This window comes from Vibrio sp. 10N.286.51.C3 (assembly GCF_003050065.1).
Taxonomy (GTDB): domain Bacteria; phylum Pseudomonadota; class Gammaproteobacteria; order Enterobacterales; family Vibrionaceae; genus Vibrio; species Vibrio crassostreae.
In genome coordinates, this window is record NZ_PIGC01000005.1 from 154,061 (window position 1) to 173,151 (window position 19,091).

The following is a 19,091-nucleotide window of genomic DNA, read 5'->3' on the forward strand; positions in this document are numbered from 1 at the left end:
AATTTAGATTTAAACCCTCGGGATGACAAAGTCTTCCGAGGGTTTTTTAGTTTTAGCGCTTTTAAATAATCAATAAATTCAAATATTTGCACAGGGATACAGCAATGCAGACACAACGCCTAAGAATCGCAATTCAAAAGAAAGGTCGCTTAAGTAAAGAGTGCCAAGACCTACTTAAAAAATGTGGTGTTAAATTTAACATCATGGGTGAGCGCCTAGTTGTTCATTCACTAAATATGCCAATCGACTTGTTATTAGTTCGTGATGATGACATCCCAGGTCTTATCATGGATGGTGTGGTTGACCTTGGTTTCATCGGTGAAAATGAACTAGAAGAAGTTCGACTAGACCGTGTTGCTCTAAAAGAGCCATCAGAGTTTCGCACACTACGCCGTTTAGACTTCGGTGGTTGCCGTCTTTCTATCGCAATCAACAAAGATGAAGTCTACAACGGGCCACAAGATCTTGCGGGCAAGCGTATTGCGACAACTTACCCACAACTACTGAAAGCCTACATGGATGAGCAGGGTGTTGAATTCAGCACTTGTATGCTAACAGGTTCGGTTGAAGTTGCTCCTCGCGCAGGTCTAGCAGACGCTATCGCTGATTTAGTTTCTACAGGTGCAACGCTTGAAGCGAATGGCCTAAAAGAAGCTGAAGCTATCTTCCAATCGAAAGCAACACTGATTCAACGTGTTGGTGATTTCGACGCAGACAAAACCGCACTGATTGAAAAACTACTGACTCGTATGCAGGGTGTTCAACAAGCGAAAGAGTCGAAGTACATCATGCTTCACGCGCCAACCTCTCAGCTAGAGCAAATCAAAGCACTACTGCCTGGTGCTGAAGATCCAACGGTTCTTCCGCTATCTACAGACAAAGACAAAGTTGCCGTTCACCTAGTAAGTACAGAGAACTTGTTCTGGGAAACAATGGAGCAGCTGAAAGAGTTGGGTGCAAGCTCGATTCTAGTATTACCAATCGAAAAAATGATGGGGTAGTGACGATGAGAACCGTTGTTTGGCAATCTTTAAGTGAATCACAGCAAGACTCGGTATTAGAGCGTCCAGCTATTACTGAAGGTGCAAACATCACCGCGACTGTTTCTGATGTGATTGCAAAAGTACGAAATGAAGGCGATGCCGCGCTTAGAGAGCTGACTGCAAAGTTTGATGGTGTGACTCCAGAATCCATTCGAGTCAGTTCGGGTGAGATCGAAGAGGCGTGTGCTCGTCTAACACCAGAGATGAAGCAAGCGTTAGAGCAAGCTTATAGCAACATTGCGAAGTTTCACGAAGCTCAAAAGCCGCAGCCAATTAAGGTTGAGACACAGCCTGGTGTTGTGTGTGAGCAAGTGACGCGCGCTATTAATACTGTTGGCCTTTATATTCCAGGTGGCAGTGCGCCACTTCCGTCAACGGTTCTTATGTTAGGTGTTCCCGCTCAAATCGCAGGTTGCCGCAAGGTTGTGCTTTGTTCACCTCCACCAATCGCAGATGAAATCTTGTATGTCGCTAAGCTTTGTAAGATCGACGAGGTTTACAACGTTGGTGGTGGTCAAGCGGTGGCTGCAATGGCTTACGGTACCGAGAGTGTAGCTAAAGTCGATAAGATCTTCGGCCCTGGCAACGCGTACGTAACGGAAGCGAAACGCCAAGTTAGCAACGACTTCCGCGGTGCGGCGATTGATATGCCTGCTGGCCCGTCTGAAGTGTTAGTGATTGCCGATGAAACTGCAGATGCAGATTTCATCGCGGCGGATTTACTGAGCCAAGCGGAGCACGGTCCTGATTCTCAGGTTGTGCTAGTAACACCATCTCCAGTGGTTGCTGACCAAGTAACAGAAGCGGTTCAGAAGCAATTGAAAGAACTGTCTCGTGCGAACATCGCTCAGCAAGCATTGGCTTCAAGCTTAATTATCATTGCTGAATCGATCACTCAAGCGATTGCGATTTCGAACTTCTACGGTCCTGAGCACTTGATTGTTCAAACCAAGAATCCACGTGAATTGCTGCCATTGCTAGATAATGCAGGCTCAATCTTCCTTGGTGACTGGTCTCCAGAATCTGCAGGTGACTACGCATCAGGCACAAACCACGTTCTTCCGACTTACGGTTACACGAAAACGTATTCAAGCCTGGGTTTAGCTGATTTCTCTAAGAGAATGACGGTGCAAGAGCTAACGGCTGACGGTTTGAAAGGCCTAGCGCCAACGGTAGTAACAATGGCGGAAGCCGAAGGCTTGGATGCACACAAACGCGCTGTGACCATCCGAGTTGAAAAGTTAAATAAAGCGAAATAAGGGTAGGGCATGGAAAAGTTAGCAAGAAAACAAGTTCAGGCTCTTACACCTTACTTGTCTGCAAGACGCATTGGCGGTACTGGTGATGTATGGCTCAATGCCAACGAATCTCCGTTTGATAACGAGTACAACCTAAACCTGTCTCGTCTTAATCGCTACAGCGAATGTCAGCCTAAAGAGTTGATTGACGCTTATGCACAATACGCCGGTGTGAAATCAGAGCAAACACTAACGACTCGTGGTGCTGATGAAGGCATCGAGTTATTGATTCGTGCTTTCTGTGAGCCGAACGAAGACGCTATTCTTTACTGCCCACCTACTTACGGTATGTACGCAATCAGTGCAGAGACGATTGGTGTTGAGCGTAAAGTTGTGCCTCTAACTTCTGAATGGCAACTGGATCTTCCTGCGATTGAAGCTCAACTCGACAACGTAAAGGTGGTGTTTGTTTGTAGCCCAAACAACCCAACCGGTAATTTGGTTAATCGTAAAGACATCATCAAGTTGCTTGAAATGACTCAAGACAAAGCGATCGTGGTGATGGACGAAGCGTATATCGATTTTTGTCCAGAAGCGTCAACCGTTGATTTGCTTGAGCAATATCCAAACCTCGCGATCCTACGCACCTTGTCGAAGGCTTTTGCTTTAGCGGGTTTACGTTGTGGTTTTACGCTGGCGAATAAAGCGCTTATCGATGTGCTGTTGAAAGTGATTGCTCCTTACCCAGTGCCAATCCCTGTTGCTGACATTGCCGTTCAAGCACTTTCAGAGCAAGGACTTGCACGAGCTAAGTTCCAGGTCCTGGATTTAAGTGCGAACCGAGCGTATTTGCAAGCGGGTCTATTAGGTATGCCTCAAGTGACGGTATTTGATGGTTGGGGTAACTACCTACTGGTTAAATTCCCGAACGGCGATAAGTTGTTTAAAGCGGCTTGGGATACGGGCATCATCTTGCGTAATTCACCAATTGAAGACTGTGTTCGCATTAGTATTGGTAACCGCGAAGAGTGCGAAAAGACACTTGGATTCATTCGTAACTTTTATCAGTAACGAAAGGCTTACCAGTAATAACATTTACCAGTTTGATTTGATTAATCGCAGGCTGGTAAGTGAAACCAATATTTTGGGTTAGCGTTTGATTTTAGCTAGGCCACCAGATTTAAAATTAAAAGGAAGTTCAAGTGAGTAAACAACAGAAAATACTTTTTATAGACCGCGACGGCACCTTAATTGTTGAGCCGCCAGTTGACTTTCAAGTAGACCGTTTAGACAAGCTAAAATTCGAACCGCTAGTGATTCCTAGCCTGCTTGCACTGCAAGATGCTGGTTACCGTCTAGTGATGGTGACTAACCAAGACGGCCTAGGTACCGATAGCTACCCACAAGAAGATTTCGATGCGCCACACAATATGATGATGGAGTTCTTCGAATCTCAAGGCGTTAAGTTTGACGACGTGCTTATTTGCCCTCACTTTGACGAAGACAACTGCTCTTGCCGCAAGCCTAAATTAGGTATGGTTAAAGAGTATTTACAAGGCGGTAAAGTCGACTTCCAACACTCTGTTGTGATTGGCGACCGAATGACGGATCTTCAACTTGCAGAGAATATGGCAATCCGCGGTATTCAATATGGCCCTGATGCAGAAACGGAAGGTACGCTTAACTGGCCACAAATCGTTAAAGATCTGACGGTTAATGCTCGCGTTGCTGAAGTGGTTCGTACAACTAAAGAAACCGACATTAAGGTAGCTGTAAACCTTGATGAAACCGGTGGTAATAAGATCGATACCGGCATGGGTTTCTTCGACCACATGCTTGATCAAATCGCGACACACGGTGGTTTCCAAATGAACCTGACGGTGAAAGGCGATCTACACATTGATGATCACCACACAGTGGAAGATACGGCACTTGCGTTAGGCCAAGCTCTGAAAGATGCACTAGGTGACAAACGTGGTATTGGCCGTTTTGGTTTTAGCCTGCCAATGGATGAATGTTTGGCTCAGTGTGCGCTAGACCTTTCTGGTCGTCCATACCTGAAGTTCGATGCTAAATTCAGTCGTGAGCAAGTGGGTGATCTTTCAACAGAGATGGTGGTTCACTTCTTCCGTTCTCTAACCGACACTCTGGCTTGTACGCTACACCTTTCTTCTGCTGGCAATAATGATCACCACATCATTGAGAGCCTGTTCAAAGCGTTTGGCCGTACTCTTCGCCAAGCAATCAAAGTTGAAGGTAATGAGTTACCAAGCAGCAAAGGCGTCCTGTAAGGCTAACGTTAGCAAGGAAAAAACAATGAAAGATCAAAAAGTCGTCATCATTGATACTGGGTGTGCCAACGTTTCTTCGGTTAAATTTGCCATTGAACGTTTGGGTTACGCAGTTGAAATTTCAAAAGAACCTGAAGTTGTTCTTGCTGCCGATAAGCTATTCCTACCCGGTGTAGGTACAGCAAGTGAGGCAATGAAGAACCTGCAAGAGCGCGACCTTGTTTCTCTTGTGAAGAAAGTAGAGAAGCCTCTGCTTGGTATTTGTTTAGGTATGCAACTGTTAGGCAAATTATCTCAAGAGAAAGGCCAAAAGGCTGACGAGTTAGTTGAATGTCTAGGTTTGTGTGATGGTGAAGTGCGTTTACTCGAAACGGGCGATTTGCCATTACCACACATGGGTTGGAACACAGTAACTTCGACACCTAACCATCCTTTGTTTAAAGATATTGAAGAAGGCGAATATTTCTACTTCGTTCACAGCTTCGCAATGCCAGTGGGCGACTACACAATCGCACAATGTGATTACGGTAATCCGTTTACAGCGGCGGTTCAAAGTGGCAATTATTATGGTGTTCAGTTCCACCCAGAGCGATCTTCGAAAGCTGGCTCTAAGCTGATTCAGAACTTCTTGGAATTGTAATAAGGATTAGGCAGCGGCTAACGTTGCCATATAAGGAATGTAAATGATTATTCCCGCGTTAGATTTAATTGAAGGTCAAGTAGTTCGCTTATTCCAAGGAGACTACGGGCAAGTAACAGAATACAAAGTAGACCCAGCAGAGCAGTTTAACCTGTATCACCAAGCTGGCGCAGGTTGGCTGCATCTTGTTGACTTAACGGGTGCAAAAGACACAACGGCTCGTCAGTTAGACTTGATTGCTAAGCTACTTGCTAGCACGCCTGCGAACATCCAGATTGGTGGTGGCGTGCGTAACGAACAAGATGTCGTTGACCTACTGGAAGCTGGTGCACAGCGCGTTGTGGTTGGTTCTACAGCAGTTAAGCAACCAGAGCTGGTTAAAGGTTGGATGGAAAAGTACGGCGCTGAAAAAATCGTGCTTGCTCTGGACATCAACATCGATGAAAGCGGCACACGTAAAGTGGCAATTTCAGGTTGGCAAGAAGATTCAGGCGTGACTATTGAAGCGCTGATTGAAGACTACCTAACAGTGGGTCTTAAACACGTTCTATGTACTGACATTTCACGTGATGGCACGCTAGAAGGGTCAAACGTCGAGCTTTATGTTGACCTTTGTAAACAATACCCACAGGTTCAATTCCAATCATCGGGCGGCATTGGCAGCTTAGCGGATATCGAAGCTCTAAAAGGCAGCGGTGTTGCTGGTGTGATTGTTGGTCGTGCGTTACTTGATGGCAAGTTTACCGCAGAGGAGGCATTTGCATGTTGGCAAAGCGAATAATCCCTTGTTTGGATGTCCGTGACGGACAAGTGGTGAAGGGCGTTCAGTTCCGTAACCACGAAATCATTGGCGACATCGTTCCGTTAGCACAGCGCTATGCGGAAGAGGGCGCTGATGAGCTCGTATTTTATGACATCACGGCATCGAGTGATGGCCGTGTCGTCGATAAAAGCTGGGTGAAGCGCGTAGCAGAAGTGATTGACATTCCTTTCTGTGTTGCTGGTGGTATTAAATCAGCAGAAGATGCAGCGCGCATTCTTGAATTTGGTGCCGATAAAGTATCGATCAACTCGCCTGCACTTGCTAACCCTCAATTGATCACTGACCTTGCTGATAAGTTCGGCGTGCAGTGTATTGTTGTCGGTATCGATTCATACTTCGATAAAGAAACCGGTAAATATCAGGTTTACCAATTCACTGGCGATGAGGCGCGTACTAAAGCGACCAAATGGGAAACCAAAGATTGGGTGCAGGAAGTACAGAAACGTGGCGCAGGTGAGATTGTGTTAAACATGATGAACCAAGATGGCGTTCGTAACGGCTATGACATCGAACAGTTAAACATGGTACGTGAAGTATGCAATGTACCTCTGATTGCTTCTGGTGGCGCAGGTGCAATGGAGCACTTTGCTGAAGCCTATAAGAAGACCAACGTGGACGGAGCGCTAGCAGCTTCGGTATTCCACAAGCAAGTCATCAATATTGGTGAACTTAAACAGTATTTAAAACAACAAGATGTAGAGGTGCGACTATGAGTTTTGAAACCGCAAGCTTATCAAAAACAGAAGTAGGCGCATTATCAGAGCGTATTAACTGGGAAAAAGTAGATGGCTTAGTACCAGCTATTGTTCAAGATTACCAATCGAGCCAAGTGTTAATGATGGGATACATGAACCCAGCAGCACTTGAGAAAACAGGTGAAACTGGCAATGTGACGTTTTTCTCTCGCACCAAAGAGCGCCTTTGGACGAAAGGTGAAACGTCAGGCAACGTATTACAACTGCAAAACATCGCCTTGGACTGTGACAGCGACACTTTACTGGTTAAAGTTAATCCCATTGGTCCAACGTGCCACACAGGTACAACAACGTGTTGGGATGGAGACAAGCAAGAAGAGTCTCAGATGGTGTGGCTTCATCAGCTTGAGCAGCTACTGGCTGCCCGCAAGGACGCAGACCCTGAGTCTTCTTATACTGCCAGTCTATATGCCCGTGGCACCAAGCGTATTTCGCAAAAAGTGGGCGAAGAAGGCGTTGAAGTCGCGCTTGCGGCGACGTCGGGCGATAAGGCGGAACTAGTGTGTGAATCAGCAGATTTGATTTACCACCTAATGGTTCTTCTTCAAGACCAAGGCCTATCGATGAACGACGTGGTAAATAAACTTAAAGAGCGTCATAAGTAAGCCTCTTTAGATTTATCGAACCGCGTAAAAAATAGATAAAAGCCCCGTAAACAACCATGTTTACGGGGCTTTTTAATCATCTAAGATATTAATCTACTTTAAAAGCACTGAACATCGTCATTCCGAGGAGCTTAGGTGACATCAGGAATCTATCTCAGCGCTTAGCTACCTTAAATCTCAGTATTACCCGCAGCACTTTTTATATTTCTTCCCACTACCACAAATGCAAGGGTCATTACGGCCAATCTTGAAGCTCTCTACGGTTTGGTTTAGGCGAGGGTCAATCTCTGGTTCTGTTAGCTTTTCATGTTCGTTTTCTTGCTCTGGGAACTCGCCATCGATATAAAACCATAGGCCGTTTTCACGAACGAAACGCGAGCGCTCTTGCATACAGTACTGCGCGCCGTCTTCATTGAAGTAAGCTTTAAATTCAACAAAGCCTTCGTCTTGGTGCGAGCCTGCCGCCGTATCGATGACTTCAAGACCTGCCCAATCACTGTCGATAGATTCGGTAATGCCTTCTCTTTGCGACTCAGCATCACAGCTAGGGTGATAGGTAGCAATTACATAATCAACCAATCCTAAAACGTGCGCGGAATAACGAGAGCGCATCAGCTGCTTTGGAGTTTCAACTGAGCTGTGATCGAGGTGCGCTGATTCACAGCACTGTTGGTAAGTATTATTACTACCGCATGGGCATAAAGACATAGTCAGATCCTGTAAAAATGGCCTCTATTAAGAGGCCATAAATGAATGCGTGGGAGTTTACCAAGAAACGATCGCTCACCAAAGTTAAGTTTCTATTGAAGTTGTTGTGTGAATTACGCTATTTCAGGGCTGGAGATAATAGTTCTTGGGCCCAAGTCGTCGCTTCGTCATAAGCTTGACCAAGTTGAGCTTCACTCAGTTTGAGAAGCTGGCGAATACGAGTCGCTTCATCCCAACGAGCTTGTTCATAAGCAACCACCATCGCCAACACAGCACCTAACACGCCTTTACGTTGAATTAAGGCTTGTTTGATCTCTACGTCGATCGGCACTGAATCGAGTACTTGTTTCAATGGTTGGTCAAAGAGTGAGTCCAATAGAGAGAACATACCGGTCAAAAAGGCTTGTCCAGGCTCAACCTTAACATTCATCTTCTCGACTAAGAGTTCACATTGACGTGCGCGTATTACCGCTAAACCATAGAGAGAGTCCGGCTTATCTTCTTTCGCGGAGGCGATAGCCACAAGAGAAACGAACTTACGCAGCTTTTGTTCGCCAAGGTAAATAAGCGCTTGGCGGAATGAGCGAATCGTCGTTGCTGAACCACCTGCAGAGTTTACGTAGGTAAGTAGCTTATACGACATGGTCACATCAAGCGTAATTAAACGCTCTACTTCACCAAAGTCGATAGGGTCGTGTGCAATCTCTTTTAACAGCTGAACGGTCGTCAGGAATGCAGGGTTGAGCGCACGCGTTTGGATCATTTCTGGCTTGCTAAAGAAGTAACCTTGAAAGTAAGTGAAGCCTGCTTTCTTCGCTTCTTGGTATTCTTCGTACGTTTCTACCTTCTCAGCTAGGAACTTGATATCTAGCCCTTTGAGTGAGTTCATAAACATCGCTGCTTTGGCAATTGGCGTCAAACGGATATCGAACTTGATAATCGAAACGTAGGGTAAGAAGCGCTTCCAAGCTTTACTTGGTACAAAGTCATCTAACGCGATGGTATAACCTGCATCAAAGATAGTTTTGATTGCTTCAAGTAACTCGTCTGTCGGTTCGCAGTCTTCAAGAACCTCTACAACGAGGCTTTCTTTGGGAAACAGAGTAGGGACCAAGTTGATTAGGCTTGCGTAAGGGAAGTTCACGAACCCAAGCTTATCACCCAACGTATTATAGTGGGTCGATAAGAAGTGATCGGAAAGCAAACGGCTAGTAGCGAGCTCCGGCTCTACTTCAGGGAAAGTGTTCTTAGGACCATCCCTGAATAGCAACTCGTAACCTATGGTCTTCTTGTCTGAATCGAGTATTGGTTGACGCGCTACGTATGAATATTTCAACTTGGTACTGTGTTCGGTTTATTTCTGGTAGAGAGATAATAGCTAATTCAGTAGAAATTACCATACACTTTCTAAGAAAGTCTGACCGACAATAATAATCAAACTGAAAGTTTAAGAGTGACGTTAAAAGCTATTGCTAAACGCTCGATTCTGTAGTTCAAAACTTTGCGGCGTGAACACCAGCACGGAACCTTGCGTATACCAATCGCCAAGTACGATACGGGTTTTAGTGCAATTGTTGGCACTAAATGTATGGATGTCTGGACGATGAGTATGGCCGTGGATCATCAGATCAACGTTGTTTCGTTCCATCACATCTTCGACTTCTTGTTGTGTCACATCCATGATGTCGAGAGACTTAGTCTGCTTGTCATCTTTGATATCGGATTGAACCTTCGAGACGATCTTCTTCTTGATGAAAAATGGAATTCTGTTGAAGACCCATTGAAGCCATGGTTGATGTACTTTTTCTCTGAAGGCGAGATACTTTACATCTTCGGTGCATAGAGTATCACCATGTAACACAACCGCTTTTTGGCCATAAATATCGATAGTCGATACTTCGTCTAGCAGTTTCACACCGGTTTGCTTGGCAAACTTTTTGCCGACAAGGAAATCACGGTTACCTTGAGTGAAGTAGCAAGGTACGCCTGTTTTTACCAAATCAATAAATGCTTGGCGGATAGAAGTCGCGAACTCACTTTTGTCGTCGTCACCAATCCAGAATTCGAAAAGGTCACCTAATACGTAGAGTGCATCCGCTTCTACCGCTTCGTTCTTCATGAAGGTTAGGAAGCAGTCGGTGATGTCTTGTCGTGAGGGAGCAAGGTGCAGATCTGATATAAAATATGTTTTCATAGGTCTAAAAAAAGGGAGCGATTCGCTCCCTATATCCTGATTTTATCGGCTCATCAATACTAACCGAAAGCGATGAATTAAGCTTCGATTGTAGTACCAGTGATGATCACTTCTTCTAGAGGTACATCTTGGTGCATACCCATAGAACCAGTGCTAACACCTTTGATCTTGTTTACGATGTCCATGCCTTCAACAACTTCTGCGAATACACAGTAGCCCCAACCGTCTAGGCTTTCGCTACGGAAGTTTAGGAAAGAGTTGTCGTTAACGTTGATGAAGAACTGAGAGCTCGCTGAATGCGGTTCCATAGTACGAGCCATTGCTAGCGTACCAACTTTGTTCGCTAGACCGTTGTTTGCTTCGTTCTTGATAGTTGCACGAGTTGCCTTTTCTTTAAGGCCAGAAGTCATGCCGCCGCCTTGAATCATGAAACCATCGATAACACGGTGGAATAGTGTGTTGTCGTAGAAACCGTCACGGCAATACTGTAGGAAGTTTGCGCTTGTTTCTGGTGCTTTTTCTTCGTTTAGTTGAACTTTGATGTCACCAAAATTTGTGTGAAGGATGATCATGATTGTTACCTTACTGTCTTTTTAATATGAAGTTCGAATTCTAGCGCATGTTGGCGGACTTTCAAATCATCAAATCATTCACTTAACTCAGATGTTTGAGGTAATTCCTGCTTTTGGGGATTACCTATTAAGGTATGACTTGTTATACTGCGAGCTTATTTTTGATTAATACACAAAATAGATAGAGATCATGCTGAAGATATATAACACGCTCACAAGACAGAAAGAGGAATTCAAACCAATTACAGCTGGCAAAGTCGGCATGTATGTCTGTGGGGTAACCATATACGATCTCTGTCACATTGGTCATGGTCGTACGTTCGTTTCTTTCGACGTAGTAACTCGTTACCTTCGTTACCTTGGTTACGATTTGAACTTCGTTCGTAACATCACAGATATTGATGACAAAATCATCAAGCGCGCTAACGAAAACGGCGAGTCTTGTGACTCTCTGACTGATCGTCTAATCGGCGAAATGCACGCTGATTTCGATGCGTTGAACATGAAGCGTCCAGACGTTGAACCTCGTGCAACGGATTTCATCACTGAAATCATCGAACTTGTTGAAAAGCTGATTGAACGCGGCTACGCATATGTTGCAAGTAACGGCGACGTAATGTTCGAAGTTAAGAAGTTCGAAGAATACGGTAAGCTTTCTAAGCAAGACCTTGATCAGCTTCAAGCTGGCGCTCGTGTTGACATAGACTCTGCAAAACGTAGTCCGCTAGATTTCGTGGTTTGGAAGATGTCTAAGCCAGGTGAACCAACATGGGAATCACCATGGGGTCCAGGTCGTCCAGGTTGGCACATTGAATGTTCAGCAATGAACTCGTCTATTCTAGGTAATCACTTCGATATCCACGGTGGCGGCTCAGATCTACAATTCCCACACCACGAGAATGAAATCGCGCAATCTTGCTGTGCACATGGTACTGACTATGTAAACACATGGATGCACAGTGGCATGGTGATGGTAGACAGAGAAAAAATGTCTAAGTCACTAGGTAACTTCTTCACTATCCGTGATGTGCTAGCACACTACGATGCTGAAACAGTGCGTTACTTCCTAATGTCTGGTCACTACCGTAGCCAACTGAACTACAGTGAAGACAACCTAAACCAAGCTCGCGCATCGCTAGAGCGTCTATACACGTCACTTCGTGGCCTAGACCTTACCGCAGCTCCTGCTGGTGGCGAAGAGTACGTAACTCGCTTCTCTACTGCGATGAACGATGATTTCAACACGCCTGAAGCTTACTCAGTGCTGTTTGAAATGGCGCGTGAAATCAACCGTATCAAGCCTGAAAGCATCGAAAAAGCAAGCGGACTTGGTGCATTGATGCGTGAACTAGCGGACATCATCGGTATTCTTCACCAAGAGCCAGAAGCCTTCCTACAAGGTGATGCGGCTGGTAACGATGACGAAGTGGCTGAAATCGAAGCGTTGATCAAACTGCGTAACGACTCTCGAGCTTCAAAGGATTGGGCAAATGCCGACCTTGCACGTGATAAGTTAAACGAGTTAGGCATCGTTCTAGAAGACGGCCCAGAAGGTACGACTTGGCGTCGCAAGTAAATCTTATAAAAAAGGGCTGATTTTCAGCCCTTTTTTCTAGCAAAAATTCTCTAATTTCACCTTTTCATATTCAATTTTATTTAACAGGAATATTTCTGTGGCTCAGATGTATTTTTACTACTCGGCAATGAATGCGGGTAAATCAACAACGCTTCTTCAATCGTCATTCAACTACCAAGAACGTGGTATGACGCCAGTGATCTTCACGGCTGCATTGGATGATCGCTATGGTATCGGTAAAGTAAGCTCAAGAATTGGTCTGCAATCTGAAGCTCAACTTTTTAAAAATGACACTAACATGTTTGATGCGATCAAAAAGCTGAACGACGAAGAGAAGCGTCACTGTGTGTTGATCGATGAGTGTCAATTCTTGTCGAAAGAGCAGGTGTATCAGCTTACAGAAGTAGTGGATAAACTTCATATTCCTGTGCTGTGTTATGGCTTACGCACTGACTTCTTGGGCGAGCTGTTTGAAGGTAGCCGTTACTTACTGTCTTGGGCGGACAAGCTGGTGGAGCTGAAAACCATCTGTCATTGTGGCCGTAAAGCGAACATGGTTATTCGTACCGATGAGCACGGTGTCGCGATCGCTGAAGGTGATCAAGTGGCAATTGGTGGCAATGACAAATACGTTTCTGTTTGCCGTCTGCACTACAAAGAAGCATTAGGTAAATAAGCAAAACTATTTGCTGTTGTTACTAACAGGAAAGAATGAAAAACGGTGACCAAGTGTCACCGTTTTTGTTTACTGAACTTATGTTTTTACTTTATGCCAAGCCTAGCTTTTACTTTATTGGAGACTTATTCGAATCCGAGCTTCTTCAATGCTTGATAGGCGTGGTCAACGTCATCGGGGATGGGCATCTCAACCTGAAAGCCTTTCTCTGGGTAGGATTTGATTCGTTCGTAATCAGCAATCAATGCACCTAACACCATGTCTAACGGCAACTCTTCATTAAAGTAATCATCCCAATTTTGCCAACGTGATGTCACGGTTATCTCGGACGTTTCGTCAGGCCACTGTTTACTAAAGGTCGCGTAAGTTCGTTTTTCCATAAAGGGCTTCTGAACTAAGGTTAGCCTCTTCGGTGATAACCCTTGCTCTTTCAGTAACTCATGAGTGAAGCGGACATTTTCCCCAGTGTTTGTCGCGTGTTTCTCTATGATAATGTCAGAGTCAGGCACACCACAATCTCGTGCGATAGAAGCGAATGTTTCAGCTTCTGAGCGCTCAAAGCTTCCTTCGGTAAAGCGTCCCACACCACCAGAAAAAACAATGTAAGGCGCGATCTGTTGGTGATAAAGCTCAGCTGCATATTCAGCGACGCGAGTATCATTGCTGCACAATACAAAGATGCAGTCTGAAGGCGTAACCTTGTGACCCATCGACATAAAGTTCCAAAGGGTGTCTACCGAGCGGTGCAGTTTTGTGTTGGGATATTTGTTAGCCATAGATTGTTCAGTCATGAAGTGCATCCAATGTGGATTCGAATTTAAATGAATAACCTAAATCGAGAATCTTCTTCGAAGAGATTAATTTGTCTGGGGTATCAACAACAGCGGGTAGAGGCTCACTGCTGTTGGCGCTTTTCAGTGCTGCGGCATAAAACTCCGCCTTACTGACCGTATTTGGCGTCGTCACGTTAACCACTTCGTTGTGCAGCTGACTGATAGCGAAATCGACAGCGCCAATCGCGTCATCAAGGTGCAGCATGTTGGCTGGAGCTTGAGTGCTCACTTGCTTTAGCTTACTAGCAAACCTTGATGGGTGACGACTTGGACCTATTAATCCACTAAAGCGAAGAATGGTGTAGTCGATACCTGAATCAATCACTGACTGTTCAGCTTGCAGCATGATTCGCGCGTTATCGGAAAATGAAGATGCGTTCTCGTTACCTGAGGTTGAAAGGGGGAGCGATGCATCCAGCTCATTCAACACACACGGCTTGGTTGGGTATACCGTAGTTGAACTGACCATAATGAGCTTTTTAATGTTGGCCTTTTGACATGCATTGGTGAGTTGCTGCCAGTAGTCGGCATACTCTTGTCCTGCTCCTTTTCTAAAGCCAGGAGGGAAGCTGCCAATTACAATTTCAGTGTTGTTTTCGAGTAACAGTGAATAGAGTCGCCCGATAGTCTGTTCTGGCTTTGATGAGTCAAAACTAAACACTTCACATGGGATTCGTTCGTTACCAATGGCCTCCGCTCCCGCTTGGGTCGTTTTCGTGACCACCACTCGGTTACCATGTTTTTCTAGATGTTTGGATAAAGGTGCACCGACCCATCCTGCACCGACAATAAATATAGAAGCCATCTGTACCTCACAACGACAAGCTATGGATTTACAATAAGCCTAACAAACCTTGGCCCAAAAATGAAAAAACTCCACGGCCGAAGCGAGTGGAGTTTTTACTAGAACAATGGAGCTTTATTTAAGTACGCGAAGTAGCTTATCTGCGCGCTCTGCCATCTCGATACCTTCATCTGTTAAATAACCGCCGTCTGGCTGAGTACAAAGGTTTTTTTCGAATAGGCGCTTAACAGCGTCTTGAGTTTCTTGAGCAGCCTCTTGATGAACTTTAATTCCAGTAGCAGCGCTACTTACATCAAATTGAAGAAGGAGGTTTAAATCAGCAATATGTTCAGCGTTGTACTTCATAATTAACCTATATATTCATAACGTTCTCTACCTTCACCTTAGTGCGCATTCACGGCTCAGGCAATAGCAAATAAGGAGAATTGATAAGTGATACCAAATTGATTGATTAATCATCGAGTGATGGGTTTATTTTGGTTATATTGGGTGATTTGCACCCACTTAAATCATCAATGATGTTTATTGCTAAGTGGTTGTAATATATTGTGACTAGAAATAATTTGCATTGAGCGAATATTGTATAAAAAGGATATGCATAAGTGAGAGCGAACAAAGTAGCATTAACGATCAGTATGCTATTTGCTATCTCAGGTTGTCAAAGCACACCCTCAGAGCAGACAGACGCGAACCAAACCACAAACAACAATAATGAATCTACAATAGAGGTCCGTTCATTTCAGTCTGTCCAAAGCGTTTACTCCGAATGGGAAGTTAAGCTTGAAGACCATGCTCAATTGTCTCTCTATGCACCAGAGAATTACAATGAACTATTAGACGCATGGGATGATGCTGAAAGCATTTATGCGGACTTACTGAAAGACGAAACTCGGATAACCAAGAGCTACTCCATTTTTTCGAGCCTGACTTACGCTGAAGCCTTTGATGAAAAAATAGCGTTGATCAAATCAAATTATGACTCGATCTTAGTGTTAAAGAAGAAGGCTGACCGAGTACTCGCTGATTCGATTGTCCAAATGGATTACCTGAAGTTTCTTGGCGCAGATACCATGTTTACTTCGAGCTACAAACGTTTGTATTCAGAATACAGCGAGTTGTTCGAATATGTGCTGGTCGATGAGCTTGAAGACGCTCAAGAAGCGCAGGTGGAGTTTCTTAACAATGCTCGCTTACTAGAAGTTAAAGTGGCGCATAAGAAATACATCGAACCTTTGAAGAACGAATTAGAGTTCTTGGAAGATGAAGATTTTTATGATGTTGCTCCGCTGACCTTTGCTAAGGCAGCATCTCAAATTGCGTTGGCCGAAAGCCAAGTGAAAGCCAGCCCTCGTGAAAAGTCGATCATTGAAGATGCGGTTCACGCTGCTGAGTTTGAATTGAACCACGTGCGCAGTGTCGCTCATGAAGTCAAAGTGCTGGCGAGTGTAAAAGGCGACAAGTTCGAACAGTCGGTTTTGAATGCAGAGAACCAACTACTGAGTATTTCACAAATCGTCAATGATGAAGATTACCGTGATGTTGGGTTACGTCAGCAATCTCAAAAGATTGTAGCGAGTATTAAAGCGTTAAAAAGCTCCGACATGACAGGGCTATTAAAGTCAGAGATTGAAACTTTGACTGAGCAATTGGCTAACCTGGAATCTGAAAACCAGAAGCAAGCACAGCAATTGTCTGAAGCAACCAAGCATAGTGAGTTGCTCGGTGAGCAGATTACGAAGAGCGATGCTCACATAAAAAGCTTAGAAGAACTAGTCGATAGTTTGAAAAGCTTAGGTGGTAAAGTTGCCAACGAAAGTGATTCTGATGCGATCTCGCCGAGTATTGAAACAAATCTAGAGAACCCGGCTCTAGAACTATCATCAGAAGAAGTGATTGAACCTTCGGTTTAGCATAACCAATGTCTTTATTTGTGACTGACTTAAAAGCGCCTCAGGGCGCTTTTTTACGTTCTGTTGATCTATGTCAAAATCTGAAAAGAAAAGCTCTCAAAACACGGCTATAGTGTACGTCATTCTTATGGTTTTAACGTAACTTGTTGATATTTATAGATGTGTTGTTTTTATCGTTGGTAATTTTTCATTCATCAGAGTTTTCTTTTTACTACTAAAGTCGTAAGAAATTTCAATATCATTGAAGGTTTGGCGTTTTCTTAGTTGTTGAAGGAAATTCGAGCTTAAAATAGCTCTTGAATTCAGAAATGAAAGAGAGGATTATCGCGCTCCCGACGACATGTTTCAAAATGTAAATCATCATGAATCTAAACCAATTTGACTCATTATTACCGCCACAAATGGCTGAGCGCGCTGCAGATATTGGCGTAGGTAAAGCAACTAAAGATCCAATCAAATCTTTTCTCCTAGCGATTTCAGCTGGCATCCATATCGGTATTGCGTTTGTGTTCTACACCATCGTAACGACCGGTGCTGGTGATTTGCCTTGGGGTATTACTCGCCTATTAGGTGGCCTTGCATTTAGCCTGGGCTTAATTCTCGTTGTTGTTACCGGTGGTGAGTTATTTACCAGTTCGGTGCTTACTCTGGTTGCTCGTGCAAGTGGTAAAATTACTTGGCGCACGCTCGTCAAGAACTGGGCTACGGTTTATGTAGGTAACTTGATTGGCGCATTGTTGCTGGTGGCATGTATGCTTCTGACTAAACAGTACATGTTTGACCATGGCCAGGTTGGTTTAAATGCAATGGCGATTTCCCAACACAAGATGCACCATGATTTTATCCAAGCTATCGCGCTTGGTATCATGTGTAATGTATTGGTTTGTATCGCGGTATGGATGACGTTTAGTGGACGTACACTTACCGACAAAATCGCGGTAATGATTTTACCTGTTGCGATGTTCGTATCAGCTGGTTTCGAGCACTGTATTGCGAATATGTTCCAAGTCCCTTTAGCTATCGGCATTAAAACATTTGCTCCTGCTGAATTCTGGACAATGACGGGCGCTAACCCTGCGGATTACGTTGACCTGAACATGATGGACTTTCTGATGAACAACTTGCTGCCCGTTACTATAGGTAACATCATTGGTGGCGGTATCTTTGTCGGCATGTGGTATTGGTTGATCTACCTGCGTGACTAATAAAGGTGGCTCTATCAACAAAAGTGGCGTACTTAACTCAGTTGACGAGATGCGCTAAAGCTCAGTGGAAACACTGAACTGACTTATGACATTTACAAGACGGTCTGCATTGCAGGCCGTTTTTTATTTGTGGAAAACCTACTTCTTCACCCCTCTAATGATCATCTGAACACTCAACAGCGCTGCTCACCATATGTGTATATCTCTTTGAAAACACCGAAGGATCAACGGTAATGATCTTTTCTCGAGTGAAAGTGGACAAAAAAGGATCTATCTTGATTTGGTTATCCACAATTTCTGTGGATAACCTGTCTCAAATTCAGTGAGTAACCAGATCTAAGGGGAGTAGAGAGGCTATTTTGCCGGTTTTATTTGAGCGAGGACTCGACCTTCTTTGGTCAGGGAAGTCTTCAATGAGAGGTGAAGGGCAAGCGCTAAAGAGCAACTCATCATCACGAAAATCGCCAGCATGATCATCAGTTGATACTTAATCGCGATCATCGGTGACGCCCCCCCAAGAATTTGTCCTGTCATCATTCCTGGCAGCGTTACTAAGCCTGTGGTTGCCATAGAGGCCATGATAGGGGACATCGCTTTCTGTATTGCATTGCGTACAAACGGTGCTGCAGCGTAGGAGGGAGACGCGCCTAACGCGATTGCTGCTTCATATTCTGATTTCTGTGTTTCAAAAGCACCAAACAGGTTCTGCAATGCCACTATATTACTGCTTAAGCTATTACCCAATAACATTCCTGCGATCGGGATAAGGTACTGCGCGTTAAAAAGCGGTGTCGGTTTAATGATGAAAAAGCAGATAAACAAGACGATGGGTACACAGGTTACGGCAAGGCTTACGGCAACAGGCGCTAATAATAGCTGTCTCGGTAGCTTAGACTTCTCAACAATCGAGCTCGCACCGACAATTATCATGGCAAATAACCACAACAAATTGACCCACAAACTATTCAAAGTAAATAAATATTCTAGGTAAAGACCCACAAGAAACAGCTGAATAACCATGCGAATGATGCTAATAGAGGCTTCTTTTCCAAGGCCGAGTTTCAGCTTGTGGTTGATGGCAATGGGCAGAAAGAGAAGTGAACCGAAGAGCAACAACTGCCACCAAGATATATCAATAACGTCTTGCATAGAGCTTCCTTTTAAGTAGGTCCCCATCATATCTGAAAGTGCCAAATGATGCATTTTTAGCTACTACT

Annotated in this window: 20 protein-coding genes and 1 other annotated feature (1 of these 21 cut by a window edge); of the genes, 12 read left to right on the plus strand and 8 right to left on the minus strand. The window is 44.4% G+C overall.

Annotated features, from left to right (window positions below):
* Positions 1-51 (plus strand) — a sequence feature (His leader region) (it extends 85 nt beyond the left edge of the window).
* 53 nt (positions 52-104) lie between these two features.
* From hisG to hisIE, 8 genes are all read left to right on the plus strand, one after another.
* Positions 105-1,001, plus strand: coding sequence for an ATP phosphoribosyltransferase (gene hisG / locus CWO27_RS07240; protein ID WP_009848806.1), 897 nt, complete (start codon positions 105-107; stop codon positions 999-1,001).
* Positions 1,001-2,302: a histidinol dehydrogenase gene (gene hisD, locus CWO27_RS07245; protein ID WP_102433208.1), complete on the plus strand. Its 1,302-nt coding sequence runs from the start codon at positions 1,001-1,003 to the stop codon at positions 2,300-2,302. The genes hisG and hisD overlap by 1 nt, the downstream gene beginning before the upstream one ends.
* Before the next feature lie 9 nt (positions 2,303-2,311).
* A complete protein-coding gene (gene hisC / locus CWO27_RS07250; RefSeq protein ID WP_102433207.1) occupies positions 2,312-3,352 on the plus strand; it encodes a histidinol-phosphate transaminase in 1,041 nt (346 codons plus the stop codon).
* Positions 3,353-3,483: 131 nt separating this feature from the next.
* The gene (gene hisB, locus CWO27_RS07255; protein WP_102433206.1) at positions 3,484-4,572 is read left to right on the plus strand and encodes a bifunctional histidinol-phosphatase/imidazoleglycerol-phosphate dehydratase HisB; all 1,089 of its coding nucleotides are present in this window, start codon (positions 3,484-3,486) and stop codon (positions 4,570-4,572) included.
* Between the two features lie 25 nt (positions 4,573-4,597).
* Positions 4,598-5,212 carry an imidazole glycerol phosphate synthase subunit HisH gene (gene hisH / locus CWO27_RS07260; protein WP_017630681.1) on the plus strand — a complete coding sequence of 205 codons (615 nt, stop codon included), beginning with the start codon at positions 4,598-4,600 and terminating at the stop codon, positions 5,210-5,212.
* 43 nt (positions 5,213-5,255) lie between these two features.
* The gene (gene hisA / locus CWO27_RS07265) at positions 5,256-5,993 is read left to right on the plus strand and encodes a 1-(5-phosphoribosyl)-5-[(5-phosphoribosylamino)methylideneamino]imidazole-4-carboxamide isomerase (protein WP_012604374.1); all 738 of its coding nucleotides are present in this window, start codon (positions 5,256-5,258) and stop codon (positions 5,991-5,993) included.
* Positions 5,975-6,748 (plus strand): imidazole glycerol phosphate synthase subunit HisF, encoded by a 774-nt coding sequence (gene hisF / locus CWO27_RS07270; protein ID WP_017630683.1) that lies wholly within the window; start codon positions 5,975-5,977, stop codon positions 6,746-6,748. The genes hisA and hisF overlap by 19 nt, the downstream gene beginning before the upstream one ends.
* A complete protein-coding gene (hisIE, locus tag CWO27_RS07275) occupies positions 6,745-7,395 on the plus strand; it encodes a bifunctional phosphoribosyl-AMP cyclohydrolase/phosphoribosyl-ATP diphosphatase HisIE (RefSeq protein ID WP_009848800.1) in 651 nt (216 codons plus the stop codon). The genes hisF and hisIE overlap by 4 nt, the downstream gene beginning before the upstream one ends.
* A gap of 183 nt (positions 7,396-7,578) precedes the next feature.
* Here the strand turns inward: hisIE and CWO27_RS07280 are convergent, their stop codons facing one another.
* The 4 genes from CWO27_RS07280 to CWO27_RS07295 all read right to left on the minus strand — a co-directional run bounded on the left by CWO27_RS07280 (position 7,579) and on the right by CWO27_RS07295 (position 10,869).
* Positions 7,579-8,103: a YchJ family protein gene (locus CWO27_RS07280; protein WP_102433205.1), complete on the minus strand. Its 525-nt coding sequence runs from the start codon at positions 8,101-8,103 to the stop codon at positions 7,579-7,581.
* A gap of 118 nt (positions 8,104-8,221) precedes the next feature.
* The gene (locus CWO27_RS07285) at positions 8,222-9,439 is read right to left on the minus strand and encodes an EAL and HDOD domain-containing protein (protein WP_102433204.1); all 1,218 of its coding nucleotides are present in this window, start codon (positions 9,437-9,439) and stop codon (positions 8,222-8,224) included.
* 123 nt (positions 9,440-9,562) lie between these two features.
* Complete coding sequence (gene lpxH, locus CWO27_RS07290; RefSeq protein ID WP_102433203.1) at positions 9,563-10,297, minus strand: UDP-2,3-diacylglucosamine diphosphatase; 735 nt, start codon at positions 10,295-10,297, stop codon at positions 9,563-9,565.
* Positions 10,298-10,374: 77 nt separating this feature from the next.
* Positions 10,375-10,869: a peptidylprolyl isomerase gene (locus tag CWO27_RS07295; RefSeq protein ID WP_017060275.1), complete on the minus strand. Its 495-nt coding sequence runs from the start codon at positions 10,867-10,869 to the stop codon at positions 10,375-10,377.
* A gap of 190 nt (positions 10,870-11,059) precedes the next feature.
* Here CWO27_RS07295 and cysS point away from each other — a divergent pair, with 190 nt between their 5' ends.
* Positions 11,060-12,445 carry a cysteine--tRNA ligase gene (gene cysS / locus CWO27_RS07300; protein WP_102433202.1) on the plus strand — a complete coding sequence of 462 codons (1,386 nt, stop codon included), beginning with the start codon at positions 11,060-11,062 and terminating at the stop codon, positions 12,443-12,445.
* Between the two features lie 97 nt (positions 12,446-12,542).
* A complete protein-coding gene (locus tag CWO27_RS07305; RefSeq protein ID WP_048658319.1) occupies positions 12,543-13,121 on the plus strand; it encodes a thymidine kinase in 579 nt (192 codons plus the stop codon).
* Between the two features lie 125 nt (positions 13,122-13,246).
* Here CWO27_RS07305 and CWO27_RS07310 read toward each other — a convergent pair whose 3' ends face one another.
* The 3 genes from CWO27_RS07310 to CWO27_RS07320 form a co-directional block, all read right to left on the minus strand.
* Positions 13,247-13,912, minus strand: a complete 666-nt coding sequence (locus tag CWO27_RS07310) for a YdcF family protein (protein WP_102433201.1) — start codon at positions 13,910-13,912, stop codon at positions 13,247-13,249.
* Positions 13,905-14,759 (minus strand): NAD(P)H-binding protein, encoded by an 855-nt coding sequence (locus tag CWO27_RS07315; RefSeq protein ID WP_107898763.1) that lies wholly within the window; start codon positions 14,757-14,759, stop codon positions 13,905-13,907. The genes CWO27_RS07310 and CWO27_RS07315 overlap by 8 nt, the downstream gene beginning before the upstream one ends.
* Positions 14,760-14,873: 114 nt before the next feature.
* A complete protein-coding gene (locus CWO27_RS07320) occupies positions 14,874-15,104 on the minus strand; it encodes a TIGR02647 family protein (protein WP_017630468.1) in 231 nt (76 codons plus the stop codon).
* 257 nt (positions 15,105-15,361) lie between these two features.
* Between CWO27_RS07320 and CWO27_RS07325 the strand changes: the two genes are divergently transcribed.
* Both CWO27_RS07325 and focA read left to right on the plus strand, forming a co-directional pair.
* Positions 15,362-16,669 carry an ATPase gene (locus CWO27_RS07325; protein WP_102433199.1) on the plus strand — a complete coding sequence of 436 codons (1,308 nt, stop codon included), beginning with the start codon at positions 15,362-15,364 and terminating at the stop codon, positions 16,667-16,669.
* 362 nt (positions 16,670-17,031) lie between these two features.
* Complete coding sequence (gene focA, locus CWO27_RS07330; protein WP_048614492.1) at positions 17,032-17,874, plus strand: formate transporter FocA; 843 nt, start codon at positions 17,032-17,034, stop codon at positions 17,872-17,874.
* Between the two features lie 354 nt (positions 17,875-18,228).
* Here the strand turns inward: focA and CWO27_RS07335 are convergent, their stop codons facing one another.
* Complete coding sequence (locus CWO27_RS07335; protein WP_102433198.1) at positions 18,229-19,023, minus strand: ABC transporter permease; 795 nt, start codon at positions 19,021-19,023, stop codon at positions 18,229-18,231.
* Positions 19,024-19,091 lie beyond the last annotated feature (68 nt).